Source organism: Streptomyces sp. NPDC048636 (assembly GCF_040650655.1).
In the GTDB taxonomy this organism is placed as follows: domain Bacteria; phylum Actinomycetota; class Actinomycetes; order Streptomycetales; family Streptomycetaceae; genus Streptomyces.
Genome location: NZ_JBEZHR010000006.1, coordinates 288722 through 314091 on the forward strand (window position 1 = coordinate 288722; position 25370 = coordinate 314091).

20 protein-coding genes and 1 pseudogene are annotated in these 25370 nt (G+C 70.7%); 16 read left to right on the plus strand and 5 right to left on the minus strand.

Annotated elements, in window-relative coordinates; all coding sequences use genetic code 11:
* From AB0C66_RS19030 to AB0C66_RS19050, 5 genes are read left to right on the plus strand one after another with little or no spacing between them, the layout of a single operon-like run.
* Positions 1-6201 carry a type I polyketide synthase gene (locus AB0C66_RS19030; protein ID WP_362439417.1) on the plus strand — a complete coding sequence of 2067 codons (6201 nt, stop codon included), beginning with the start codon at positions 1-3 and terminating at the stop codon, positions 6199-6201.
* Between the two features lie 42 nt (positions 6202-6243).
* Positions 6244-7128 carry a 3-hydroxyacyl-CoA dehydrogenase family protein gene (locus tag AB0C66_RS19035; RefSeq protein ID WP_362439421.1) on the plus strand — a complete coding sequence of 295 codons (885 nt, stop codon included), beginning with the start codon at positions 6244-6246 and terminating at the stop codon, positions 7126-7128.
* On the plus strand, positions 7128-7433 hold the full coding sequence (locus AB0C66_RS19040) for an acyl carrier protein (RefSeq protein WP_362439424.1): 306 nt from the start codon (positions 7128-7130) through the stop codon (positions 7431-7433). Before AB0C66_RS19035 ends, AB0C66_RS19040 begins: the two co-directional genes overlap by 1 nt.
* On the plus strand, positions 7426-8562 hold the full coding sequence (locus tag AB0C66_RS19045) for an acyl-CoA dehydrogenase family protein (RefSeq protein ID WP_362439427.1): 1137 nt from the start codon (positions 7426-7428) through the stop codon (positions 8560-8562). Before AB0C66_RS19040 ends, AB0C66_RS19045 begins: the two co-directional genes overlap by 8 nt.
* Before the next feature lie 11 nt (positions 8563-8573).
* Entirely contained in the window at positions 8574-9689 is a 1116-nt protein-coding gene (locus tag AB0C66_RS19050) for an HAD-IIIC family phosphatase (RefSeq protein ID WP_362439430.1), read from the plus strand.
* Positions 9690-9758: 69 nt separating this feature from the next.
* Here the strand turns inward: AB0C66_RS19050 and AB0C66_RS19055 are convergent, their stop codons facing one another.
* The 3 genes from AB0C66_RS19055 to AB0C66_RS19065 form a co-directional block, all read right to left on the minus strand.
* Entirely contained in the window at positions 9759-10421 is a 663-nt protein-coding gene (locus AB0C66_RS19055) for a class I SAM-dependent methyltransferase (RefSeq protein WP_362439433.1), read from the minus strand.
* A 162-nt stretch (positions 10422-10583) separates the two neighbouring features.
* A complete protein-coding gene (locus tag AB0C66_RS19060) occupies positions 10584-11081 on the minus strand; it encodes a GNAT family N-acetyltransferase (RefSeq protein ID WP_362439436.1) in 498 nt (165 codons plus the stop codon).
* 20 nt (positions 11082-11101) lie between these two features.
* Entirely contained in the window at positions 11102-11620 is a 519-nt protein-coding gene (locus AB0C66_RS19065; protein WP_362439439.1) for an FBP domain-containing protein, read from the minus strand.
* Positions 11621-11691: 71 nt separating this feature from the next.
* On the opposite strand from AB0C66_RS19065, the gene AB0C66_RS19070 reads away from it, so the two are divergent.
* The gene (locus AB0C66_RS19070) at positions 11692-12261 is read left to right on the plus strand and encodes a WHG domain-containing protein (protein ID WP_362439442.1); all 570 of its coding nucleotides are present in this window, start codon (positions 11692-11694) and stop codon (positions 12259-12261) included.
* Positions 12262-12319: 58 nt separating this feature from the next.
* Positions 12320-13522, plus strand: a complete 1203-nt coding sequence (locus AB0C66_RS19075; protein ID WP_362439444.1) for a GDSL-type esterase/lipase family protein — start codon at positions 12320-12322, stop codon at positions 13520-13522.
* Between the two features lie 60 nt (positions 13523-13582).
* Here the strand turns inward: AB0C66_RS19075 and AB0C66_RS19080 are convergent, their stop codons facing one another.
* Positions 13583-14104, minus strand: a complete 522-nt coding sequence (locus AB0C66_RS19080) for an anthrone oxygenase family protein (RefSeq protein ID WP_362439447.1) — start codon at positions 14102-14104, stop codon at positions 13583-13585.
* Positions 14105-14652: 548 nt separating this feature from the next.
* Here AB0C66_RS19080 and AB0C66_RS19085 point away from each other — a divergent pair.
* Positions 14653-15315 carry a YceI family protein gene (locus AB0C66_RS19085; protein WP_362439450.1) on the plus strand — a complete coding sequence of 221 codons (663 nt, stop codon included), beginning with the start codon at positions 14653-14655 and terminating at the stop codon, positions 15313-15315.
* Positions 15316-15390: 75 nt separating this feature from the next.
* Here AB0C66_RS19085 and AB0C66_RS19090 read toward each other — a convergent pair whose 3' ends face one another.
* Positions 15391-16305, minus strand: coding sequence for an IPT/TIG domain-containing protein (locus AB0C66_RS19090; protein ID WP_362439452.1), 915 nt, complete (start codon positions 16303-16305; stop codon positions 15391-15393).
* Between the two features lie 847 nt (positions 16306-17152).
* Between AB0C66_RS19090 and AB0C66_RS19095 the strand changes: the two genes are divergently transcribed.
* The 8 genes and pseudogenes from AB0C66_RS19095 (at position 17153) to AB0C66_RS19130 (ending at position 25341) form a co-directional block, all read left to right on the plus strand.
* Complete coding sequence (locus AB0C66_RS19095; RefSeq protein ID WP_362439455.1) at positions 17153-17737, plus strand: hypothetical protein; 585 nt, start codon at positions 17153-17155, stop codon at positions 17735-17737.
* Between the two features lie 4 nt (positions 17738-17741).
* Complete coding sequence (locus tag AB0C66_RS19100; protein WP_362439458.1) at positions 17742-18434, plus strand: DUF5987 family protein; 693 nt, start codon at positions 17742-17744, stop codon at positions 18432-18434.
* Positions 18431-20023, plus strand: a complete 1593-nt coding sequence (locus AB0C66_RS19105; RefSeq protein ID WP_362439461.1) for a GMC family oxidoreductase — start codon at positions 18431-18433, stop codon at positions 20021-20023. The genes AB0C66_RS19100 and AB0C66_RS19105 overlap by 4 nt, the downstream gene beginning before the upstream one ends.
* A 31-nt stretch (positions 20024-20054) precedes the next feature.
* A pseudogene (locus AB0C66_RS19110) lies at positions 20055-20447 on the plus strand (kinase).
* A gap of 240 nt (positions 20448-20687) precedes the next feature.
* On the plus strand, positions 20688-21968 hold the full coding sequence (locus AB0C66_RS19115; RefSeq protein ID WP_362439464.1) for a haloacid dehalogenase-like hydrolase: 1281 nt from the start codon (positions 20688-20690) through the stop codon (positions 21966-21968).
* 183 nt (positions 21969-22151) lie between these two features.
* Positions 22152-23108, plus strand: coding sequence for a helix-turn-helix domain-containing protein (locus AB0C66_RS19120; protein WP_362439467.1), 957 nt, complete (start codon positions 22152-22154; stop codon positions 23106-23108).
* Between the two features lie 102 nt (positions 23109-23210).
* Positions 23211-24209 (plus strand): type I glyceraldehyde-3-phosphate dehydrogenase, encoded by a 999-nt coding sequence (gene gap, locus AB0C66_RS19125; protein ID WP_362439470.1) that lies wholly within the window; start codon positions 23211-23213, stop codon positions 24207-24209.
* Positions 24210-24351: 142 nt separating this feature from the next.
* A complete protein-coding gene (locus AB0C66_RS19130) occupies positions 24352-25341 on the plus strand; it encodes an FkbM family methyltransferase (protein WP_362439473.1) in 990 nt (329 codons plus the stop codon).
* Positions 25342-25370: the final 29 nt, after the last annotated feature.

The window sequence follows — 25370 nt, forward strand, 5'->3', positions numbered from 1 at the left end:
ATGACCACGGACCAGGTGGTCGAGGCCCTGCGCGCCTCGCTCCTCGACAACCAGCGGCTGCGCCGGGAGAACCGCAGGCTCGCCGAGGAGCCCCGGGAACCGGTGGCCGTCGTCGGGATGAGCTGCCGCTTCCCGGGCGGGGTACGCACCCCGGAGGAGCTGTGGGAGCTCCTGGTCAAGGAGCGGGACGCGGTCACCGGTTTCCCGGCCGACCGTGGCTGGGATCTCGACGGTGTCTATGACACCGACCCCGACGCACCGGGCACCTCGTACACCCGCGAAGGCGGATTCCTCCATGACGCCTGTGCGTTCGACGCCGCGTTCTTCGGGATCTCGCCCCGCGAGGCCCTCGCCATGGACCCCCAGCAGCGGCTGCTCCTGGAGACCTGCTGGGAGGCGGTCGAACGGGCCGGAATCGACCCGCTGACCCTCAAAGGAAGCCGAACGGGTGTCTACGCGGGCGTCATCTACAGCGAATACGGCTCCCGCCTCACCCGTGTCCCCGATGAACTCGAAGGCTTCCTGGGGACCGGCAGCATCTCCAGCGTCGTCTCCGGACGTGTCGCCTACGCACTGGGCCTGGAGGGGCCCGCGATCACCCTGGACACCGCCTGTTCCTCGTCCCTCGTCGCCATCCACCTGGCCTGCCAGGCGCTCCGCGCGGGCGACACCGATCTGGCGCTGGCCGGTGGCGTGACCGTGATGGCCACCCCGGGCCTGTACGTGGGCTTCAGCCGGCAGCGCGGTCTCGCACCGGACGGGCGCAGCAAGTCCTTCTCCGCCGCCGCCGACGGCGCGGGCTTCGGCGAGGGCGTCGGCATGCTGCTGCTGGAGCGACTGTCCGACGCGCGGCGCCACGGCCATCCCGTCCTCGCGGTGGCCCGGGGCTCGGCCGTCAACCAGGACGGTGCGAGCAACGGTCTGACGGCTCCCAACGGCCCCGCACAGCAACGGGTCATCCGCCAGGCCCTGGACAGCGCCCAGCTGTCGCCCGCCGAGATCGACGCCGTCGAGGCGCACGGGACCGGCACCGTGCTCGGCGATCCGATCGAGGCCCAGGCGCTCCTCGCCACCTACGGCGCGGACCGGTCCGCGGACCATCCGCTGCTGGTGGGCTCGCTCAAGTCCAACCTCACCCACACCCAGGCCGCCGCGGGTGTCGGCGGTGTTATCAAGATGGTCCTGGCGATGCGCCACGGACTGCTGCCCCGCACCCTGCACATCGACCGGCCCACACCACAGGTGGACTGGGACGAGGGCGCCGTACGGCTGCTCACCGGCGCCACACCGTGGCCCGACACCGGCAGACCGCGCCGCGCCGGAGTGTCCTCCTTCGGGGCCAGCGGCACCAATGCCCACCTCGTCCTGGAGGCCGCCCCGGACCAGGAGTCCGAGGACGACATGCCGTCCGAGGAGCACCACGGGCCAGTCGTCTGGCCGTTGTGCGCAAGGGGCCCGGAGGCGCTGCGCGCCCAGGCCGCCGCACTGCACGCACATGTGGCCGCGGACCCGCGGCCCCGCCCCGTCGACATCGGGCTGTCCTTGGTCACCGGCCGGTCCGGGTTCGCCGACCGCGCCGTGGTGGTGGGCACCTCCCAGGCCGAACTGCTCGACGCCCTGGCCGCGGTGGCGAACGGTGAGACACCCGCGGACGGCGCGTGCGGCACCGCCCCGCGCGGCGGCCGCAAAGCGGTGTTCGTCTTTCCCGGGCAGGGATCGCAGTGGGCGGGGATGGCGGTGGAACTGCTGGACTCCGCACCGGTGTTCGCTGCGCGGATGGCGGAGTGCGAGCGTGCGCTGTCGCCTCATGTGGACTGGTCGCCGGTGGCTGTGTTGCGCGGTGTCGAGGGGGCGCCGTCGCTGGACCGGGTGGATGTGGTGCAGCCGGTGCTGTTCGCGGTGATGGTGTCGCTGGCGGAGCTGTGGCGTTCCTACGGTGTCGAGCCGGATGCGGTGGTGGGCCATTCCCAAGGGGAGATCGCGGCGGCGTGTGTGGCCGGGGCACTCACTCTGGCGGACGCGGCGATGGTGGTGGCCCGACGGAGCGGTGCACTGGCCGTGCTCACCGGGCGTGGCGGGATGGCGTCGGTCCAGTTGTCGGCCGCTGAACTGGGTCCGCATCTGGAGCCGTGGGGTGACCGGTTGTCGGTGGCCGCGGTCAACGGGCCGTCGGCCACGGTGCTCGCGGGGGACGCCGAGGCCATCGAAGGCATCGTGCGGCGACTGGCCGGCGAGGAAGTGGCGGCTCGTGTGATGCCCGTCGACTACGCCTCGCACTCCGCGCAGGTCGAGGAGGTCCGGGAGACCCTGCTGACCTCACTGGCGGGTGTCATCCCGGTCCGGTCCGCGGTGCCGTACTTCTCGACCGTCGACGCCACCTGGTGTGACACCAGCACACTGGACGCCGCCTACTGGTACCGCAATCTGCGCGAACCCGTCCGCCTGCACACGGCCGTACGGCGTCTCCTCGACGCGGGCCACCGCACCTTTCTCGAGGTCAGCCCGCATCCCACCCTCACCTGGGGGATCGCCGACACCGCCGCTGAGGCGGGGGCCGAGGACACCGTGGTGATCGGCACCCTGCGCCGTGACCACGGAGGTCCGCGGCGGATGCTGCTGTCCCTCGCCGAGGCGTACACCGCCGGGCTGCCCGTCGACTGGCGACCCGCCTTCGGGAGGAGCGGCGCCCGTCGAGTCGCGCTGCCCACGTACGCCTTCCAGCGGCAGCGGTACTGGCTCGACGCGGATCCGCGGGGCGGCGACCCCGCCGCCACCGGGCAGTTCGCGACCGGACACCCCCTGCTCGGAGCGGCGGTCGAGCTGCCGGACGACGGCGGCACCGTCTTCACCGGCAGGATCTCGGCCACCACCCATCCCTGGCTCGCCGACCACACCGTCCTGGGAGCGGTGCTGCTCCCCGGTGTGGCCTTCGTCGAGATGGCGGCTCACGTGGGACACCGCCTGGACTGCGCGCGGATCGAGGAACTCACCCTCGCCGCACCGCTGGTCCTCCCCGACGACACCACGGAAGACGGTGTCCACCTGCGGCTCACCGTCTCCGTGGCCGACGCGGCCGGCCGCCGTGGCCTGTCCTTCCACTCACGCCCGGTGTCCGCCGCGGTGGGAGACCCCTGGACACCCCACGCGACCGGCCACCTCGTCCCCGGCCACCCAAAGTCGCCCGCGCCGGACACCGTATGGCCCCCGGCCGGGGCCACCGCGCTGAGCGTCGAGGACCTGTACACGGCCCTGGACTCCCAGGGCATCGAGTACGGCCCGGCCTTCCAGGGCCTGCGCTCCGCCTGGCGCAGAGGGGAGGAGATCTTCGCCGAGGCCGCCCTGCCCGACTCCGTAACCGACGCGCGGACGGCCGGGTTCGCCGTCCATCCCGCACTGCTGGACGCCGCACTGCAAGCGGTAGGTCTCCGCACCGCGGCTCCCGGCCAGCGGGCCGAGCACCCTCCGCTGCCGTTCTCCTGGCAGGATGTGGACCTGGCCGCCACGCCCGGTCGCACTCTGCGGGTGACACTGCGCCCCGACGCGGCGGACGCGGTGGCCGTCAGCGTCACCGACGAGGATGGTCAACCCGTCGCGCGTATCGGGTCGTTGACGACGCGTACGGCCTCCTTCGCGGGGACACCGTCCACCGACCGCTTCCTCTACCGGCTGACCTGGTCCCCGATCGCCCCACCCACCGCGGCTTCGCGCCGCTGGATGCTACTCGGGGACCCTGACACACGGCTGCTGCCCGACGGCTTCGCCGCACCCGCCCCGGACAGTACCGATGAGAGGCCCACCGGTTCCGTCGCCGCGCTGCTGCCCTGCCCGCCGACCGGGATGGACGGTCCCGAAGCCGTCCACACCACCGCCGCCGCCGTCCTGGAACGGATCCGGGGCTGGCTCTCGGACACCGTCACCGCCACGGTGCCGCTCGTTGTGCTCACTCGTGGCGCCACCGGCTCCCACCAGGACGAACCGGTGGACCTCGCGGGTGCCGCCGTATGGGGTCTGCTGCGCTCCGCCCAGCTCGAACACCCCGGCCGGTTCGTCCTGCTCGACACGGACGACCCGACGGCGACGGCCGCCGTCCTGCCGGGTGCGCTCGCCACCGGAGAACCCCAACTCGCCCTGCGGAAGGGCATCCTGTCCGCCCCGCGCCTCACCCGGCGACAGCCAGGACCTCCCGCCACCACCACGGAACCAAGAACCACACGGTTCGACCCGGAGGGCACCGTACTGATCACCGGTGCGGGTGGTGTCCTGGCCGGGGCCACCGCCCGGCATCTGGTCGCCCGGCACGGCGTACGCCATCTGCTGCTCATCAGCCGCCGTGGCACCGACGCACCGGCCACCGGCGAGCTGATGGCGGAACTCACCGCGGCGGGTGCCCGCGTCACCGCCACCGCCTGCGATGTGGCGGACCGCCACGCCCTGGCGGCGGTTCTGGCGGACATCCCCGCCCGGCATCCACTGCGCGCCGTCATCCACACCGCGGGCGTCCTCGACGACGGACTGCTGGAGTCCCGGACACCCGAGCGGATGAGCGCCGTACTGCGGCCGAAGACCGACGGAGCCTGGCATCTGCACGAGCTGACCCGCCGGTCGGAGCTGACGGCGTTCGTCGTCTACTCCTCGGCCGCGGGCGTCCTCGGCAGTGCCGGGCAGGCCAGCTATGCCGCCGCCAACGCCTCCCTCGACGCCCTCATGACGGCCCGCCACCGCCAGGGGCTGCCCGCCACCTCCCTGGCCTGGGGTCTGTGGGAGCGGCGCGGCGGACTCACCGCCGAGCTCTCCGGCACCGATCTGCGCCGGATGGCCCGCAGCGGTGTGCACGGCCTGTCCGACGAGGAGGGTCTCGCGCTGTTCGACGCCGCACTCACCACCGACGAGCCCGTCCTGGTACCCGTCCACCTCGATCTCGCCGCCTACCGCGGCAGCGAGGTGCCCCCGCTGCTGCGTTCCCTGGTCCGGACGCCGAGCCGAACCAGGGCGGCGGCGGACACCGGTGCGCTGCGACAGCGGCTCGCGGTGTGCGCGGCGGAGGAACACCCGCGGATCCTTCGCGAACTCGTCCTCACGGAGGCGGCCGAGGTGCTCGGGCACACCGGAGCGGACGCCCTGGACGGCGATGCCGCGTTCCTCTCGATCGGCTTCGACTCGCTGACCGCCGTGGAACTGCGCAACCGGCTCGCCGCCCGCACCGGACTGCGGCTGCGGCCGACGAGTGTCCTCGACAGCGGCACCCCGGCCCGGCTCGCCGCACTGCTGCACACCCAGCTGGCCGCGGACGGCACACCCGGCGACGCGGAGCCCGCTCGGCGGACCGCGGAATCCGTGGCGACGGGGCCGGTGGCCACCCTGTTCCGGCAGGCGTGCGAACTGGGCCGGACCGACGACGGTCTCGCACTGCTCAAGAACGCCTCGGCCCTGCGCCCCGACATCCGCAGCGGAGCCGAGTTGCTGACCGCACGGGCCCGCCCCCGGCTGTTGCGGCTGTGTCCGCACGACACCGCCCCGCAGGTGGTGTGCCTCGGCTCCGTGGTGGCGCTCGGCGGCGCCCACCAGTACGCGCGCTTCGCCTCGCACTTCCGCGACCACTTCGGCGTCAGCGCCCTGGCGGCCCCCGGATTCCTGCCGGGTGAGCCGGTGCCCGCGGATATGGCGGCGCTGCTGGACTTCCAGGCCCGGACCCTGCTGGAGGCGGTGGGGGACCGGCCGCTGGTCCTGACCGGTTCCTCCTCGGGAGGCACGCTGGCACACGGTGTGGCCGCCCGGCTCGAGGAACTCGGCGCCGGACCGGCCGCGGTGGTCCTCATCGACACCTATCTGTCCCACAACGAAGGGATCACCCAGTTCAACGATGTACTGATCGGCGGCATGTTCGCGCGCGAGGACCGGGCCGCGCCCATGGACGACACCCGGCTCACCGCCATGGGCCGCTACTTCCGGATCCTGGACGACTGGACACTTCCCGTCGTCCAGGCACCCACCCTGCTGGTCCGCGCGACCGAACCACTGGGCTGCCCGGACCCCGGAGCGGGGGAGTGGCGCGCGTCCTGGCCCACCGCCCACGCCGTCGTGGATGTGCCCGGCGACCACTTCAGCCTGATGGAACAGCATGTCGCCACCACCGCACGGGCCATCCACGACTGGCTCACCACCGTTCTCGGTCGGCCTGCCGACACCACGGCCCGCGGCTGACCACACCCCGGCCACCACACCGCACCAACCCAGGAGAGGCGCATGACAGCAGAGCCAGCCCCTGAAGCCCATCCGCCGCACGCCCAGCGGATCGCCGTGCTCGGCGCCGGAGTGATGGGAGTGGGCATCACCGCCCTCGCCCTCGGCCACGGACTGCCGGTGCTGCTCATCGAGACCGACCGGGCCAAGCTCGACCGGGCGGGCGACGCCATCGACCACGAACTGCGCATCGCCCAGCTGATGGACACCCTGCCGCCGGACACTCCCACCGGTGGCCTGGAGACCGCGACCGGGACCGCTGCCGTCGCCGGGGTCACCGCCGTCATCGAGGCCATCACCGAGGACACCGCCCTCAAGGCAAAGGCCCTCGCCGAGGTCTCGGCCCGCGTCCGCCCCGGCACCCCGCTGATCTCCAACACCTCGTCGATCCCCATCGACGAGCTCGCGGGCTACGCGGAACGCCCCGAGGACGTCATCGGCACCCACTTCATGAACCCCCCGTACCTCATCCCGACCGTGGAGGTCATCCAGGGGGCCAGGACCAGTACGGCCACCATGGTGGCGGCCGGTGCGCTGCTCAGCGCGCTCGACCGGCGACAGGTGGTCGTCCGGGACGCACCCGGCTTCGTCACCAGCCGTGTGCTGCACCCGATGATCAATGACGCGGCCAGGGTGGTACAGGAGGGCACCGCCACCGCCGAAGCCGTGGACGCGCTCATGGAGGGCTGTCTCGGCCACCCCACCGGCCCGCTGCGCACCGCCGACCTGATCGGCATCGACAACCTCGTCGACTCGCTCCGCGTACTGCACCAGCGCACCGGAGACGACGGATGCCGCCCCTGCGACCTGCTGCTCGGCAAGGTCCGGGACGGGGAACTCGGCCGCAAGTCCGGCCGTGGCTTCTACGACTACCAGGAGGAGAACTGATGGACACCAACACCCAGGGGCATACCACCACCGGGACCACTTCGGCCGTGGACAAGGATGTGCAGAAGGACATCCTGCGCTTCCTGCACACGCGCACCAAGCGCACCTGGAAGCCCGAGACGGACCTCTTCGCCTCGGGTGGCCAGTCCTCCCTGTTCGCCATGGAACTCGTGGTGCACCTGGAGAAGTCCTTCGGCGTCGCGATCCGCGGAAAGGACCTGCGGCTCGACAACTTCCGCACGGTGGTGTCGATGACCGAGCTGGTCCACCGTCTCCAGGCGGGGGCCGGAGGAACCGGTGACTGATCCGCTCTCCTTCGCCACCACCGAAGTCACCGGGCTGATCGCGGACGACGCCGAGGAATGGGACCGCACCGGACTGTTGCCGGTGGACCTGTTGCGCAAGCTGGGCTCCGACGGGCGGCTGTGCGCACAGGTCCCGGTCGGCTACGGGGGGTGGGGGCTCAACAGCGCGTCCAACGGCGCGTACACCGCACATGTCGGAGGTCTGTGCAGCTCCCTGCGGAGCGTGATGACCTCCCAGGGCATGGCCGCCTGGACCGTCGAGCGCTTCGGCACCGCCGAACAGCGCTCCGTCTTCCTGCCGTTGCTGACCGGTGGTGAACTGGCGGCCGTCGGGTTCAGCGAACGCGGCGCCGGAAGTGACCTGGCCGCCATGTCCACCCGGGTCCGGCGCGAGGGCGACACGGTGGTCCTCGACGGCCACAAGGTCTGGGTGACCGCCGCCCACTACGCCGATCTGCTGGTGCTGTTCGGCATGTTCGAGGAGGAGGGGGATCCTGAGGGGCAGGAGGGCGGGGCCGTGGCCGTCGTCGTCCCCTCCGCCACTCGTGGGGTCGGCGTCGAACGTGTCCCCGAACCACTCGGCTGCCGGGCGGCGGGCCACGCCCACATCAGCCTCGACGAGGTGCGGGTGCCGCTGACCCATGTGCTCGGCGGTACGGCACTTCCCCTACCGCTGCTGGTCACCACCGCCCTCGCCTACGGGCGGATGTCGGTGGCCTGGGGGAGTGTGGGCATCCTGCGCGGCTGTCTCACCGCCGCCGCCCGGCATGCCGCCGCGCGCGAGCAGTTCGGTGTTCCGCTCGGGGAGCACCAGCTCGTCGCCCGCCACCTCGCCGAACTCCTCGTCGCAGAACAGACCGCCACCCGCGTCTGCGAGCACGCCGCACGCTGCTGGGACGAGGGGTCACCGGACCAGGTCATGGCCACCGTGCTGGCCAAACACATCAGCGCGGGCAACGCCGCCCGTGGCGCGGCCACCGCCGTGCAGGTCCTCGCCTCCGCCGGAGCCGCCGACTCCCACCTCGTGGCCCGCGCGTACCGGGACGCCAAGCTGATGGAAATCATCGAAGGCAGCAATGAGATCTGCCAGCTCATGCTGGCGCGGCACGTACTCGGCAGCGCCGCGTGAAGGGAACCGGAGTGAACCGCACCCCCGATCCCACTACCGTGGTCAAGTGCCTGGTGTGGGACCTGGACAACACCCTGTGGCAGGGCACCCTCCTCGAGGACGGTGAGGTGGTCCTGCCCGACGCGGTACGGGAGATCATCGCCGAACTCGACGCGCGCGGCGTCCTCCAGTCGATCGCCAGCAAGAACGACCACGACATGGCCTGGGCACGGCTGGAGAAACTAGGGGTCGCCGAGTACTTCGTACTGCCGGAGATCGGCTGGGGCCCCAAGTCGGAGGCCGTCCGGCGGATCGCCGACACCCTGAACTTCGCGCTCACCACCGTCGCCTTCATCGACGACCAGCCCGCCGAGCGCGCCGAAGTCACCCACCACCTGCCCGAGGTGCGCTGCTATCCGGCGGAGTCGGTGGCGGAGTTGCCGGGGCTGCCGGAGTTCAGCCCCGCCCTGCGGACGGTGGACTCCCGGCGGCGGCGCGAGATGTACCGGGCGGGCTTTCGGCGCGAGGCGGCGCGCGCCGAGGCCACCGGCCCGGACGAGGACTTCCTGCGGACACTCGCACTCGATCTGCGCATCGGCCGCGCCACCGACGAGGAGCTGTCCCGCGTCGAAGAACTCACCCTGCGCACCAGCCAGATGAACGCCACCGGAGTGCACTACGGGGACGCGGATCTACGGCGGCTGCTCACCGACGACGCCCACGAGGTGCTGGTGGTCACGCTCACCGACCGCTTCGGACCTCATGGCGCCGTCGGTGTGCTGCTCCTCGAACGCCATCCCGCTGTCTGGCACCTCAAACTCCTCGCCACCTCCTGCCGGGTGGTGTCCTTCGGTGTCGGGGCCACCGTGCTGAACTGGCTCACCGACCAGGCGGCCGGCGCGGACGTCCATCTGGTGGCCGACTTCAAGCCCACCGATCGCAACAGGATGATGGAGATCGCCTACCGGTTCGCCGGGTTCGAGGAGGATCCGTGCGGATGCGCGGACGCCCTCTCGCACACGGCCACCCCCACCGACCTCCAGCGGCTCCATCTGCGCCCCGAGCCACGCCCGGCCTCCGCGACCATACGTGTCACCGCCGTGGCCCTGGCGGCGGGAAGGGGGGAAGCCGTCCCCGGCCGGGTCTGAGCCAGCCGGGAGCCCGGTACGCCTCCGGCCGCGTACCGGGCTCCCGGCCTGTCCGTCCCCGCCCGGAATTCAGCGTTTACGGGCGAGGGTGATGCCGTCGGCCATCGTCAGGAGAGAAAGGTCCACCCGCTCGTCGCCGGAGAGTCTGCCGTTGAGTTCCCGTACGGCCGCGGTATCCGGGTCGTCCGCCCGAGGATCGGCGACCCGGCCGAAGAAGAGCGTATTGTCGATCACCAGCAGCCCGCCGGAGCGGGTCAGTTCGAGCGCCTTCTCGTAGTACACCGGATAGCCGGCCTTGTCGGCGTCGATGAACACGAAGTCGAATGTCCGGGAGCCGCGTTCGGCCAGGAGCGCGTCCAGGGTGTCCACCGCGTCCCCGACCCGTAGGTCGATCCGCCCCGCCACCCCGTCCCGCTTCCAGTACTCGGCCCCGACCGCCGGCCACCGGTCCGTGATGTCGCAGGTCACCACCTGTCCATCGGCGGGTACGGCGCGCGCCATGCACAGCGTGCTGTACCCGGTGAACGTCCCGATCTCCAGCACCCGCCGGGCACCGGTCAGCCGCACCAGGAGGGCGAGCAACTGCCCTTCCTCCGCCATGACTTGCATCGCCGTGCCGCCGGGGAGCTGTGCGGTCTCCTCCCGCAGCTCTCTCAGCACGTCGTCGTCCCGCAGGGACACGTCCCTGACATAGGAAAGAAGCTCCTCCGTCGCGTCTGTCTGCTGAGCCATGGCGACGCAACTCCCTCTCGTTTCGCCGGAATTCGATGACATGCTCCGAGGGTCATTTTATGGTCGGCACACCGGAGTACGGGTGGGAAGAGGTTCCCGGAGGAGTGGCTGCACTGATGTCCGAAACCATCAGGACATCCTTCGACCGCGCGTGGCGGCAGGTCACCCGGCCAGTTTTTTGTGCATCACCACACAAGGGCGGCCGTGCTGGTTGTCGGTGCGACGGTCGATCTCCTGCCAGCCAAGAGACTCCCAGAAGGTGAGGGCCCATGTGGTGTTCTCCAGAACGGCGAGCCGGACGCCGTTGTGGCGCCGCTGCCGGAAGCGGTCTTCCACGATGGCGGCGAGCTGCCGGCCCACGCCCCGGCGGTGCAGTCGGCCGTGCACCATCAGCAGGCCGATCCACGGGAGACCGTCGACGGGGTGGCGATCGAGCAGACAGAGGAGACCGATGAGCTCCCCGTGGGCGTCGCGTGCCAACAGCACCTCGCAGCCGTCGGTGGCGGCTTCCTGGCGCAGGTCGTCCTCGAGCCGGTCGACGGGAACACACTCGGGGTCGTACTCACCCGCGGCCCGGCAGTACTCCGGATTGCTCGCATAGAGGTCGGCCACCTCGGTCATCTCGCTCGGGGAGAACCGGAGCGGGACGAGGGACGGCATCGGTGTGCGGGTCAGGGTGATCAGCTCCCGGATCGCAGGGTCGTCGGCACATCGGTCACCTTCGCCATGAACGCGGCGACGTTCGCCACCATTCGCTCGATCTTCTCCTCCAGGGTGAGCGATTCCTGCGGCCGCGAACCGACGCCCGCGTCCTTCTTCCCCCGCACATACAGCGAGCACGCGAGGTCGCCGCATATGTAGGTGCCGACCGAGTGGCCCTGCTGTCTGGCCTTTCCCGCCTTTGGCGCGACCATCAAGGAGACACCGCCGGTGTGGGAGGTCAGGCACATCGAGCACATGCCGCGCCGCCGCTGCGAAGGCGCGGTGCCGGGGGAGCGCAGCGCGACGGCCCGGGGACGGTCGTCCACCACGGTGACCAGGTAGGCGCGGTCGGGGGCCTGAGGGTCACGCCAGCCGAGGAAGTCCAGATCGTCCCACTGCCGGTCCGCCAGGTCACGCGGCACGGACAGCCGCTTCGCCTCGCCCTTCGTGCAGTTCACGAACGCGGCACGGATCTCTTGCTCAGTCAGGGGTTCCATAACGGCAGGCTATTTTGCCTAAAACCCTTAGGCAACTGCATAATCGGTTCTGTCAGGGCGGAAGGAGCGACATGGCATACGCGGGGCTGAACGCGGAACGGCTGACCCGGGCCGGTGCGGAGCTGGCCGACGAGGTCGGCTTCGACCAGGTGACCGTCTCCGAGCTGGCCAGACGGTTCGACGTCAAGGTCGCGAGCCTCTACTCACATGTGAAGAACTCCCAGGACCTCAAGACCAGGATCGCCCTGCTCGCCCTGGAGGAACTCGCCGACCGGGCCGCCGACGCCCTGGCCGGACGGGCCGCCAAGGACGCCCTGATCGCCCTGGCGAACGTCTACCGCGACTACGCCCGCGAGCACCCCGGCCGCTACGCCGCGGCCCAGCTCAGGCTGGACCCGGAAGCGGCCGCCGCCAGCGCCGGTGGCAGACACGCACAGATGACCCGCGCGATCCTGCGCGGCTATCACCTGACCGAACCGGACCAGACCCATGCGGTCCGGTTGCTGGGCAGTGTCTTCCACGGGTACGTCAGCCTGGAGATGGGCGGAGGGTTCAGCCACAGCGCCCCCGACACCCAGGAAACCTGGACACGGATCCTGGACGCGCTCGACGCACTGCTGCGGAACTGGCCCGAACGGTGACCACGCGGCGTATCGCGGCGCGACGGCGTACCCCGAACCCACGGAACGGCAGGCTGGGATGACGCACACCTCCGAGCACGACTGGATCAGCACACCCATCACCGCGGACATCCTGCGCGGGGCCCTCGACCTGGAACACACCGCGCACGGAGTACTGCCGCACCGGCTGCCCGCCAGGGCCCGCGCCCAGTGCGACGACGCCCAACTCGCCATGGCGGAGGCCCAGCCCGCCGGCGTACGACTGGCCTTCCGGACCCGGGCCACCGCCGTCGAACTGGACACATTGCCCACCAAGCGCGTGTACACGGGCGCCCCGCCACGCCCCGACGGGGTGTACGACCTGCTTGTCGACGGCCGTCTGACCGACCAGGCGAGCGTGACCGGCGGCAACACCCTGACCCTCGACATGGCCTCGGGAGCGGCCACCCGCCGGTCCGGCCCACCCGGCACCCTCCGCTTCACCGGCCTTCCCGACGGTGTGAAAGATGTCGAGATCTGGCTGCCGCACAACGAGACCACCGAACTCGTCGCCCTGCGCACCGACGCCCCCATCGAGCCCACACCCTCCCGGGGGCGCGAAGTGTGGCTGCACCACGGAAGTTCGATCAGCCACGGCTCCGACGCCGCGAGCCCCACCACCACCTGGCCCGCGCTCGCCGCCACCCTCGGCGGTGTGGAACTCATCAATCTGGGCCTGGGCGGCAGCGCCCTGCTCGACCCGTTCACCGCCCGCGCCCTGCGCGACACCCCCGCCGATCTGATCAGCCTCAAGATCGGCATCAATCTGGTCAACACCGACCTGATGCGTCTGCGCGCCTTCACCCCCGCCGTCCATGGCTTCCTCGACACCATCCGTGAGGGCCACCCCACCACCCCGTTGCTGGTGATCTCGCCCATCCTGTGCCCCATCCACGAGGACACCCCGGGCCCCAGCGTCCCCGACCCCGGCGCGCTCAGCACCGGAGAGCTCCGATTCCGGGCCGCGGGTGATCCGGCGGAGCGAGCGAACGGAAAACTGACCCTCGGGGTCATCCGGGACGAGCTGGCCCGGATCGTGAAACAGCGCCGGGCGGAGGAGCCCGGTCTCCACTACCTGGACGGTCGTGAGCTCTACGGCCAGGCGGACTTCGGCGAACTGCCACTGCCCGACCAACTCCACCCCGACGCCACCACCCACCGCCGCATCGGCGAACGCTTCGCCGACCTGGCCTTCGGTACGGGCGGGGCCTTCACCGACCGGGGCACCGGTCACCCCACATGAGCGCCTCCCGCCGTCTGGGACTCGTCGTCCGGATGCGCGAACACCGCGAGGAGACTGGGGTCAGACCCCGCCGCGTGTGGTCCCGCGGGCGCTCGCGACCAGGCCGCAGACGAGCAGAGAGAACGCGACGGTCGAGGTGGCCGCGCGGACGATGTTCCAGCGCACCCACCGTGCCTCGAACTTATCGCGCACCGTCGCCAGGTCGGCGATCCGGTCGGGGTGACCGGCGTCGGCGAGCGCGTCGTTCAGAGGCACGTTGACCCGGAAGGTGATGACCAGCATCACCAGATACAGCACGACCGCGCCAACGATCCACAACAGGGCAGGCCGTCCGTCGCCCCGCAGATGCAGTGCCCCGGCCAGGACGCACAGCAACATTGCCCCGGCGAAGATCAGGGCGAACCAGCCGTTGAGGATGGCCACATTGATGCGCTGCATCGCGTCGATGAAGGTGCGGTCCTCCGCCTGTGCCAGGCCGGGCATCACGGAGCAGGCGTATCCGTAGAACAGGCCCGCGCTCAGCCCGGTGGCGATGGTGGCGGCGATCAGTACGGGGGTCTGGAGGGTGTGGTGGTTCATCATGCCTCCAGCCAAGCGCGGTGCGGCGAGACGAGCCATGGCTGACAAGCTCACCCGCATACGTGAGCGTCCAGGCACACGCCTCCACCGAATATCCCGTCATCATTCACAGGTCTGTCGTGAGACGTGAACGCCCGCTGGTAAATGGCGCCTTGCTCATGATTTCCCGCGAGGCGGAGAGATGTGTCGCACGTGCTTGCATATGGAAACTGCAACAGTTGATTCCGGTATCCCTCGACAACGTGAGTTCGGGCATACCCCTATGTTTCCTGACGCATCATCCTGTCGACACTCCACCGACACGAGGTCGGGTCGGTGGATAACCGACATCATCCCCCATAGCTGTCCACGGACGGGTGTCAGGGGGAACGAGCGCAGTCGAGCGGTGTTTCATCCATTGATTCCCGCTGATTGGTGATTAACCCAGGTCCTGCGCGCCTCGCCGGTTCGGACGGTTTTCCGGGCAGAGCGACGCTGCCGGAGTTCCTGGAGGACATTGGATATCCGCAAAGACTTGCGGCAATAGATGTCTTGCACCAATTATTTGATTCATGAAGTTGTTCAGCCGCAGTTCGTCACCCCGCCGTGCGCTGGCCCACGCCGCTACCGCGACTCAGGCCGGTCCCACGGCCCACGATCCCGTCGTCCGGCCGGACCCCGCCCTCGCGGGTCTGACCGGGGAGTGGATCATCGATCCCGCGCACAGCAGGATCGGGTTCTCCGTCCGGCACGCCATGGTGACCACGGTGCGCGGCTCCTTCGCGGAGTTCGAGAGCCGTCTGTACTTCGACGGCAGCGATCCTGCCCGCTCGCAGGCCGAGGTCGTGATGTCCACCGCCAGCGTCCAGACCGGTGTGGAGCAGCGCGACGCCCACTTGATGGGCCGTGACTTCCTGGACGCCGCCGCCTACCCGCGGATGAGTTTCAGGAGCACCGCGGTACAACTCATCGGCAAGGACGTCTACCGCATGACCGGGGATCTCACCATCAGGGCCACCACCCGTCCCGTGGTCCTGGATCTCACCTACATCGGACAGGTCACCGACCCGTTCGGGTATCAGCGAGTCGGCTTCGACGGCACCACCACGATCAACCGTTCCGAGTGGGGGCTGACCTATAGCGCCCGACTGGCCGAGGGCGGTGCCATGGTGAGCGAGAAGGTCCGCCTCCAGTTCGACATCGCCGCGATCCGCACGCCCCCCGACGAGGCGTGACGGTGCCGGTCTCCGGAAGTACTTCCCGGAGACCGGCACCCGCCGCCGACTCGCTCGGGGCGCGGCTTCAGCGGATCACACGTAGGTGAACCCGCCCGGGACGTTCACCGATCCGCTCGGGGTCGTGACCTGGACGACCTTGTTGCCCAGGGTGCCGGCCGGGGTGATGCCGACCAGCAGGGTCCCGGTGGGGTCGACGGACACCCCGGTCGCCGGGAGGCCACCGATGGTCACCGAGCCACCGGTCAGGCCGGTGCCGATGATCACGAACGCGGTGCCGCCGGCCGTCGTGCCGGAGGCAGGTGTGATGCTGGCCGCGGTCGGGGGCGGCGCGGTGTACGTGAAGCCGCCCGGGACGTTGGCGGCACCGGACGGGGTCACCACGGTGACCGTGGCGTTGCCGGCGACACCCGGCGGGGTGACACCGGTCAGCGAGGTACCCGACGGGTTGACGGTCACGCCGGTGGCGGGCACACCGTTGAACAGGACCACCGCGTTGGCCAGGTTGGTCCCGGTCAGGGTGAACGCGGTGCCACCGGTGACCAGGCCGCTGGTCGGAGCGATCGACGTGGCGGTCGGCGGGGGCGGCGCCACACCGTAGGTGTAGTTCACCGCGTTGCTGGTGCCGTTGGGGGTGGTGACGGTCACCGACACGGTGCCCGCCGCGTGGGGCGGCGCGGTGACCACCAGGGCACGGCCGAAGGGGTCGCGAATCAGGATGGTCGCCGGGGTGCCGCCGAAGGAGACACCGGTGGCGTTGTTCAGCCCCTGGCCCACGATCAGGACGGTGTTGCCCCCTGTCGTCGGACCGGACGTGGGCGTGACCGAGAGCAGCCACGGGGAAGACGGCGGCCAGCCCGGGCCCGGATCACCCGGACCGGGCCACCCCGGGCCGGGCCACCCCGGGCCCGGGTCACCCGGACCGGGCCAGCCACCGGGGCCGGCCTGGCCGGCGCGGCCGCCATCGTTGGCGAGCATCTGCTGGGACATGGATGTCCTCCTGTCGAACTGTCCAGGGTGACGGCGCAGGCCGTTGTGTGCGGCCGAGTACGCGGGCGCGTCGGCTGCCCGTACCGGCGCCGCCACCTGGAGCAGGGGCGATGGGGCCCGGGGTCCGCTGTCGGGTGGGACGGGGAGTTGTCCTTCGCCCCGAGAGGTGAGGTGGTTACTCCTCGCCGAGAACGGAGTCGGGCCGGAGGTGGGGCACGGCCCCTTCCAGGGGGGAACTCGCCGCGGGGCAGGGACCGTCGCCGCTGCACGCCTGCGTGAGGCACAACGGGTGGGTCGACTACCGAGCTCCCCGGGAAGGGATGGGCGACCCACCGGTTGGATGCGTTCAGTAACCCATAGGGGCGAAGGGGCGGCAAGAAGGTTGACGAACAGTCACCCGGTCGGCGTAGCGCGACCCCGGAGAGGGCTGGGCCCCACCGGGGTGGGGTGGTGCCTCCGGTATGGGCGATACGGCCCATTTCGCGAAGAATGCTGACGCTCTGCGCGCAGGCTTGAGATGAGTCAGTGGAAGAGCCACTGACCCACCTCTTTACTGGCTGGTAGTCATGCTCCACTCTGTCGGTGTGCGGCCCGCCCGGCGGACTTGACCGGGTGCGTCCGTATGCCCGTGCGTCGCCTGTGCACGCTCCGATGTGTGTCCGTGGTCCGCCGTGAATCCGTCGTGAAACCGACACCCGTCCCAGAGTGCGACGTGGCCCCGACCCGGGCCGCCCGCTCATCGAGGAAGGCAGGGAGCCCCATGTCCGGTTCGACTCGCATACGTTCCACGCGTACACGTTCCACGCGCATCCGCAGATCAGCCATCTCTCTCGCGATCGCCGCGGGGGTGTGCGCCACCACCCTCACCCCCGCGGCCGCCTCGGCTGCCACCTCCGCCGGTGACCGGACCGCGACCGCCACCGCCACAGCATCCCGGACACTCGGCCCGTTCGCCGAACCCGCCTTCGCCACCACCTGCGAGTGGCACCGCTTCGGCGAGGGCGAGATCCCGCCATGGCGACTGATGTTCCGTGACCCGCTGTGCGTCGAGTACAGCAAACGCGACATCACCTTCGACAACGGCGGCGCCCTGCGCTTCCTGGTCGCCGAACCCTCCCGTTTCGCCCTCGCGATGGTCACCTGCCGCTACTACCAGCAGGACCACTGGAGCGTGCAGACCACCACCGGCTCAACCCCCTGGGTGACCTGGGACGGCCAGTACTGGTGGGACAAGACCAGACAGCGGGCCGGCGCCCGGCTGACTCACTTCCGCATCCACGGCACCAGCGTCGGTATCGGCGACGCCGTCGCCGCGCTGCGCCCCGTCCATCCCGAACTGGCCGACGTCCTCGAGGCATACGGCAGCGAAGCCGGAGAGACGGGCCTGACCACCGACCTCCCGTACGACCTGCGCTGCTCACTGGCCGGATGACCCCATGCCCCCGCACCGCGACCCCTCGAGCGCCCTCTCTCCGCCCACCCGTAGGGCGATCCTCACCGCACTCACCACCACCGCCGCACTCCTGACGGCAGGTCAATTCCCCGCCATCGCTTCCCAGGCGACCGCCGCCGAGGCCATGTCGGCGGGATGGACGGTTCAGACGATGGAGGCGTTCGCCGACACCCTGATCCCCGGTGAACGCCGCTCCGCCGATGACCGGGCCATCGCCGGGGCCGTCACCGGCCCCGGCGCCGTCCAGGCCGGTGTCGTCCAGACGCTCACCTCACCCGAATTGCCCCTGGCCCCTCTGCTGCCGGAGATCGCGGTCCTGCTCAACGCCCGAGCGATCGCCTACGCCACCCTCCACCTGATCCTGCTGCCGCCCACCGCCCCCGCCTTCGTCGGCCTGCCCTTCCGCCACCGCACCACACTGCTGCGCACACTCTTCGACGCCGACGAGCCCGACCGCGCCATCTGGCAGGTGCTCGGCCTGCTGACCGGTCTCGCCTTCGACACCGCCGCCCACCTGGACACCCGCCACGCCTTGGACACCCACCATCCAGGACTGACCTGGCTGGACTTCCCCCGGCCCGACGCGGACGGGCTGTGGCGCTTCCCCCACTACTCCTACGGCACGGCCCTGGCCGCCGAGCACCCGGCCACCACCCCCTCGGGGAGCCCCGCATGAGCACACAGACCACGGATGTACTCGTCGTCGGCAGCGGATTCGGCGGTGCGATCCCCGCCTACTACCTCGCCGCCGGAGGCGCCCGCGTCACCATCCTGGAACGCGGCCCCCGCCTCGCCGCGGCCGACTTCACCCACTCCCTGCGCCTGGGCAGCTACAACCGCATCGTCGATGTCGTACGCGGCCAGGGCATCGCCGTGGTCACCGGCAACTGCGTCGGCGGCGGCAGCGTCGTCTACTTCGCCGCCTCCCTGCGCGCACCCGCGTTCGTCTTCGAACGCCACGGCAGCCTCGGCCGCCGCATCTGGCCCGCCGCCCTCACCCGCGCCACACTCGACCCCTGGTACGACCGCGTCGAACAAGCCCTGCCCGTCACCCGCACCGACTGGCATGACGTCTCCTACGCGGGCGGCGTCCTGGCCGCCGCCTGCCGCCGCACCGGCCACACCTGCAACCCGGTGCCCGTCGCCGTCGACACCGGCCGCTGTACCAACTGCAACTGGATGCTCTCCGGCTGCCGCTTCGACGCCAAACGCTCCATGCTCCTCAACTACCTGCCCGCGGCCGAGGCACACGGCGCCACCATCCACCCCCTGCACGAAGTCCAGACCATCAGCCCCTCACCCCGCTCCGGCTACCGCTACGCCGTCACCTACACCGTCCTCGATCCCGACGACTACACCTGCACCCTCACCACGGGCACCGTCCACGCCAAAGTGGTCGTCCTCGCCGCCGGAGCCGTCGGCACCCCCGTCATCCTCCAGCGCTCCGCCCTCCTCCTCGGCGGTATCCCCGCCGCCGTGGGGCGCTACTTCTCCGGCAACGGCGACCGCGTCAGCGTCGCCGACGTGGACGAGAACAAGGTGCGCACACTGCTCGGCCTGTCCCGCCCGGATGGCGTCCCCTACGAGGGACTGCCGATCGGCCGTCCCATCACCGCGGCCACCTACGACTACCTGGACGCCGAAGCCCCCGAATACAGCCGCTTCACACTCCAGCAGATCTACTTCCCGTCCCTCACCAATGTGCTGGCCCAGGCCGCCGACCCGCCCCACTGGTTCGGCGTCCCGGCCCGTGCCCTGCGTGCCCGCTGGAAGTCGTGGCTCACCCTGCTCGCGATGACCGAAGACGACAACGAGGGCACTTTCTCCGCCGTGCCCCCGCTCACCGGCAGCTTCACCCGGCTGGCCCCCGGCCTCGGCCTTGGCACCATGACGTACCGCCCCACCACCCGGACCCGCGACGGCTGGTCCCGAGCGGACCAGGCGCTGCACGGAATCCTCGGGAAGGACGGGCTGGCCCAGGTGCGGCCCTGGAGCGAAGACGTGGCCGGCACCGTGACCGCACACCCCCTCAGCTCGGTGCGGATGGGCGACGCCCCCGCCACCAGCGCACTCACCGACACCGGTGAACTACGCGGCCATCAGGGCCTGTTCGTCACCGACGGTGCGGCCGTCCCCACCTCCCTGACCGTCAACCCCTCCCTCACCATCGCCGCCCTCGCCGAACGCGCCACCCCCACCATCACCGAGCGGGCGGCCCGGACAGGTGTCACGGTCCGCTACGGAGCGCCCCTGCCCACTCCGTGAAGCCACGTCCTCCGTTAGCGTGCCCACCGTGATGGTGGGCACCGAAGCAACCCGGCTGGTGGTGCTGCGCGGCAACAGCGCCACCGGCAAGTCGTCCGTCGCGGCCGGAATCCGCGAGAAGTTCGGCCGTGGCCTGCCCTGGTGGGCCAGGACAACCTGCGCCGCACTGTGCTGCGCGAGCGCGACCGCCCGGGAGCCGTGAACCTACCTCCATGTGCCCTTCGCCGAGACGCTGGCCCGGCACGCCACCAAACCCCAGGCGGACGAGTACGGCGAGACGGAGATGCGCGACTGGTACCGCGCCCTCGACCTGCTGCCCGGCGGCGCCGAAACCGTCATCGGCGCCCACAGCGCCCTGTCCGAAACCATCGACCGCATCATGCGCGACACCGGTCTGGCCCACCTCCCGGCGCCGGAGCGCTGATTCTCCCCTCACCCCACACCGCCTTGGACACCGAGGGGACACATCCGCGCCACCGCTCCGCAATTCACCGGACGCCGCCACGCAGCACGGTTCTTCGTGGTCCTCCTTCTACGGGCCGCCATGACTCGGTACAGTCCGTGATCCGCGCCGGAACGTCTTCCCCATACAACGGTCCGGCGGCACACACCGCACCAACGCCCAGGAGACCCCATGCCCCGTACGCAGGCTCTCAGGCCGGCGATGACGTGTCTGGTACTCGCCCTCGCCGCCACCCTCAGCACCCCGGTGGCCGCCACCGCCCATGACACCCCGAAGCACCGTACGCCGCGTGCCGAGTGTCCGCAGCTGAGCAAGGACCTGCCGTGGTACGGCGATAACCGCGCCCGACTCCAGCACATGATCGACGAACGCGGAACATGCGGCCAGGACTCCCATCCCGGATCCCCGAAACCCGTGGCGGCGTTCGACTGGGACAACACCATCGTCAAGAACGACATCTCCGACGCCACACTCGCGTGGATGCTCAAGCACGACAAGATCCTCCAGCCCACCAGCTGGCGTGCGACCAACAAGTGGCTGACCGACGCCGCCCACCGGGCGCTCACCCGCGCCTGCGGCACCTCCGTACCCGTGGGCCGGCCACTGCCGACCTCGACGGACACCGACTGCACCGACGAGATCCTCGACGTCTACGCGGACGAGGAGACATCGACCGGGAAGCCCGCCTTCAGCGGGGTGTGGAACCACCGGCGGACCGTCCCCTCATACGCCTGGATCACCCAGCTCTTCGCCGGGCACACCCCCGAGCAGCTCACCGCCTACGCCCGCAAGGCGCGCGCCCAGAACCTCGCCGCGCCCATCGGCACCGAGCAGAAGGTCGGCACCCACAGCTGGGCCGGATATGTGCGCTACTACGAGCAGCAGCTCGACCTCATCCGGACCCTCCGGAAGGCCGGATTCGATGTCTGGGTCGTGTCCGCCTCCGCCGAGCCGATCGTCCGGGCCTGGGCCCCGGGCGCGGGATTCCCGCAGGACCGCGTCGTGGGCATCCGCAACGTCGTCAAGAACGGCCGGCTCACCACCGGTGTGGAGGGGTGCGGCGATGTCGGGAACAACACCGGCGGTGAGGTCCTGACGTACATGGACGGCAAGCGCTGTTGGGTCAACAAGGCCATCTACGGCATCAAGGGTGCCGAGGCCTGGCGGAAGCAGGACCCCGCACACCGCATCGCGTTCGGCGCGGGCGACGCGGAGACCGATGTCACCTTCGTCAATGACGCCACGGCCGGACACCTGGCCATCAACCGCAACAAGACCGAGCTGATGTGCCGGGCCTATGACAACGCCGACCACCGGTGGGTCATCAACCCCATGTTCATCGAGCCGAATCCGCGTCAGGAGACACCGTACCCCTGCGCCACCAAGGGGCATATGAACACCGATGGTGTCGAGGCTCCGCTCCGGCGCCCCGACGGATCCGTCGTCCCGGACCAGCAGGACCGGGTGTTCCCGCACGCCTGATGTGCCGCGCCGTTCGCCCGGCCGGGGACGACCGTGGCAGGGCGAACGGCGTTGTGGGGCGGGCCCGGTCACCGGGCCCGCCCACCTCCCGTTCGGAGGACCGAGCCGGGGCACCCCAGCGGGCACGGGCCGGCCTGGGGCGTCGGAGCGGACCGGGCCCGCCGTCCTCGTACCCTGTTCCCCGTGCCCGCCTCCCGCCTCCACCGCGTCGCCGTTCTCGTGCTCGAGGGCGCGAAGCCGCTCGATGTCGGCATTCCCGCCCAGGTGTTCACCACCCGCGCGAGCATGCCGTACGAGGTGCGGGTCTGCGGCGCCGCGCCCGGCCTCGTCACCGGTGGTGACGGACTGTCGTACCACGTGGCCCACGGCCTCGACGCACTCGAGTGGGCCGACATCGTGTTCGTGCCCGGCTACCGGCACCCGGATCGCGACGATCCGCCACGGGCCGTCGTGAACGGCCTGATCGCCGCCCATGAGCGCGGCGCACGGCTCGCCGCCATCTCGACGGGCGCCTTCGCCCTCGCCGCCACGGGTCTGCTCGACGGCAAGCGCGCCACGACCCACTGGCACTACGCGCGGGCACTCGCCGAGAAGCATCCGCTCACCACCGTCGACGAGAACGTCCTGTTCGTCGACGAGGGCAGTGTCCTCACCTCGGCCGGTGCCGCCTCGGGGATCGACCTGTGCCTGCACATCCTCCGCGCCGACCTCGGGGTGGCCGCGTCGAACCACGCCGCGCGGCGTCTGGTCGCGGCCCCGTACCGCAGCGGAGGGCAGGCACAGTACGTCCCGCGCAGCGTGCCCGAAGCGCTCGGCGAGCGCTTCGCCGCCACCCGCGAGTGGGCGCTGCAACGCCTCGGGGAGCCCCTCACCCTCAGGGCACTCGCCCGGCACGCGGCGGTGTCGCCGCGCACGCTGTCGCGGCGCTTCGTCGATGACACCGGGTACACACCGATGCAGTGGGTCATGCGCGCCCGTATCGACGTGGCCCGTGAACTGCTCGAGCGTTCCGAGCGGAGCGTCGAGCAGATCGCCACCGATGTCGGGCTGGGCACCGGTGCCAATCTGCGGCTGCACTTCCAGCACATCCTGGGCACCACCCCGAGCGAGTACCGGCGCACCTTCACCCAGGGTGAGTAGCCCACCGGCACCTGGCGCGATCCTTTCGAACCGTGGCGCTCACGCCGATGCCACCGGCGGTTACCGCGCGCGACGCTGGTGGCGAACCGAAGGGATCCACTCATGACTCGCATCGCCATCAACGGTTTCGGCCGCATCGGACGCAATGTGCTGCGCGCACTGCTCGAACGCGACAGTGACCTCGAGGTCGTCGCCGTCAACGACCTCACGGAGCCCGCCACCCTCGCCCGGCTGCTCGCCTTCGACACGACGGCCGGCCGGCTCGGCCGCCCGGTGACCGCCGACGGGGACACCCTCGTCGTCGACGGCCGTCGTATCGCGGTGCTCGCCGAGCGGGAACCGGCGAACCTGCCGTGGGCCGAACTCGGTGTGGACCTCGTGCTCGAGGCGACCGGCCGCTTCACCTCGGCCAAGGCCGCCCGCGCGCACCTCGACGCGGGCGCGAAGCGGGTCCTCGTCGGCGCGCCGTCGGACGGCGCCGATGTCACGCTCGCGTACGGGGTCAACAGCGACGCGTACGACCCTGACGTGCACACCATCGTCTCGAACGCCTCGTGCACGACCAACGCGCTCGCGCCGCTGGCCGCCGTCCTCGACGAACTGGCCGGTATCGAGCACGGCTTCATGACGACGGTGCACGCCTACACACAGGAGCAGAACCTCCAGGACGGTCCGCATCGCGACGCCCGCCGCGCCCGCGCCGCCGGCGTCAACATCGTGCCGACCACGACCGGCGCCGCCAAGGCGATCGGCCTGGTGCTGCCGAACCTCGACGGCAAGCTGTCCGGTGACTCGATCCGCGTACCGGTCCCGGTGGGCTCGATCGTCGAGCTCAACACGACCGTCGCCCGCGATGTCACCCGCGAGGATGTGCTGGCCGCGTACCGCGCCGCGGCGGAGGGGCCGCTCGCCGGCATCCTGGAGTACTCGGACGACCCGCTCGTATCGTCCGACATCACGGGCAACCCGGCCTCGTCGATCTTCGACTCGGCCCTCACCCGCGTCGACGGACGCCACATCAAGGTGGTCGCCTGGTACGACAACGAGTGGGGCTTCTCGAACCGTGTGATCGACTCGCTCGAGCTCCTCGCCGCCCGCTGACCGACGTCACGGGCGGAGGCCAGACCTGCGCCACCCCGGTAGGGCACTGCCGGGGTGCGCAAGGCGAGGCGGACGTTGCGCATGTGCGCTAATTGGCCGCAAGGGGGGATCCGGGACGGCTGATGCCTGCGAGGCTGTCTGAATGAGGACCCTTTACAGAAGACTGCTCCGTATGCTTCCCCGGCTCGGGGTACATGTACTCGATCTTGGCGCCGGTACGGCCGTGCTGTCCCGGCGGGCCGAACACGCACGGGTCCCGGTGGGCCGGGAGGCCGATCTGGTGACCCGCGGCGGCGGCCGGTACACGGTCGCGCGGATGCGGAGGGGCATGTGGGTGGTGGCCCGCGGGCGTGGCGATCCGCCCGGGACGTGGCAGAGCGTTCCGCTCGGTGACACCGGTGCCCAGCTCCTCCTCGACCGGGGTGGTTCGGCCGATGAACGCGCGATCCAGCTGGCGGCGGCCACGTATCTGTGCACCCACCATGTGGCTGGGCTGCTGGAGAAGTACGGCGTGAACTGCGTTTTCGACGTCGGGGCCAATGCCGGGCAGTACGCGAAGCGGCTGCGTGGGCTCGGCTACACCGGCAGGATCGTTTCTTTCGAGCCCACCAAGGACGCGTTCGCGAAGCTGCGACAGGCCGCGGAATCCGATCCCGACTGGTGGGTGTACCCCTTCGGCCTCGGACGCGAGGACGCCACCCAGTCCATCCACGTGGACTGGAACACCATGAATTCGCTGCTCCCGCCCAGCGACTACGGCAAGGGCCGCTACCGGCGGTTCGCCAAGACGCGCACCGAGGAGATCGAGATCCGCAGACTGGACGGTGTGCTGGACAAGGCGCTGGCCGGTCTGACCGAGCCCCGGCCCTATCTGAAGATGGACACCCAGGGGTACGACCTGGAGGTGTTCGCGGGTGCCGGGGACCGGATCGGCGACTTCGTGGGGATGCAGTCGGAGGTGGCGGCGCTGCCGCTGTACGAGGGGAGCCCCCGGATGGCCGAAGCCATCGCCGTGTACGAGAACAGCGGGTTCGAGATCACGGGCATGTATCCGGTGACGCGCGAGGCGACCACGGGGCGGGTGGTGGAGTTCGACTGCGTCCTGATGCGCGCGGCCGCCGCCCCGCGCTAGGGATGCGGCGTGGGGGCGGGTAGCCCCGC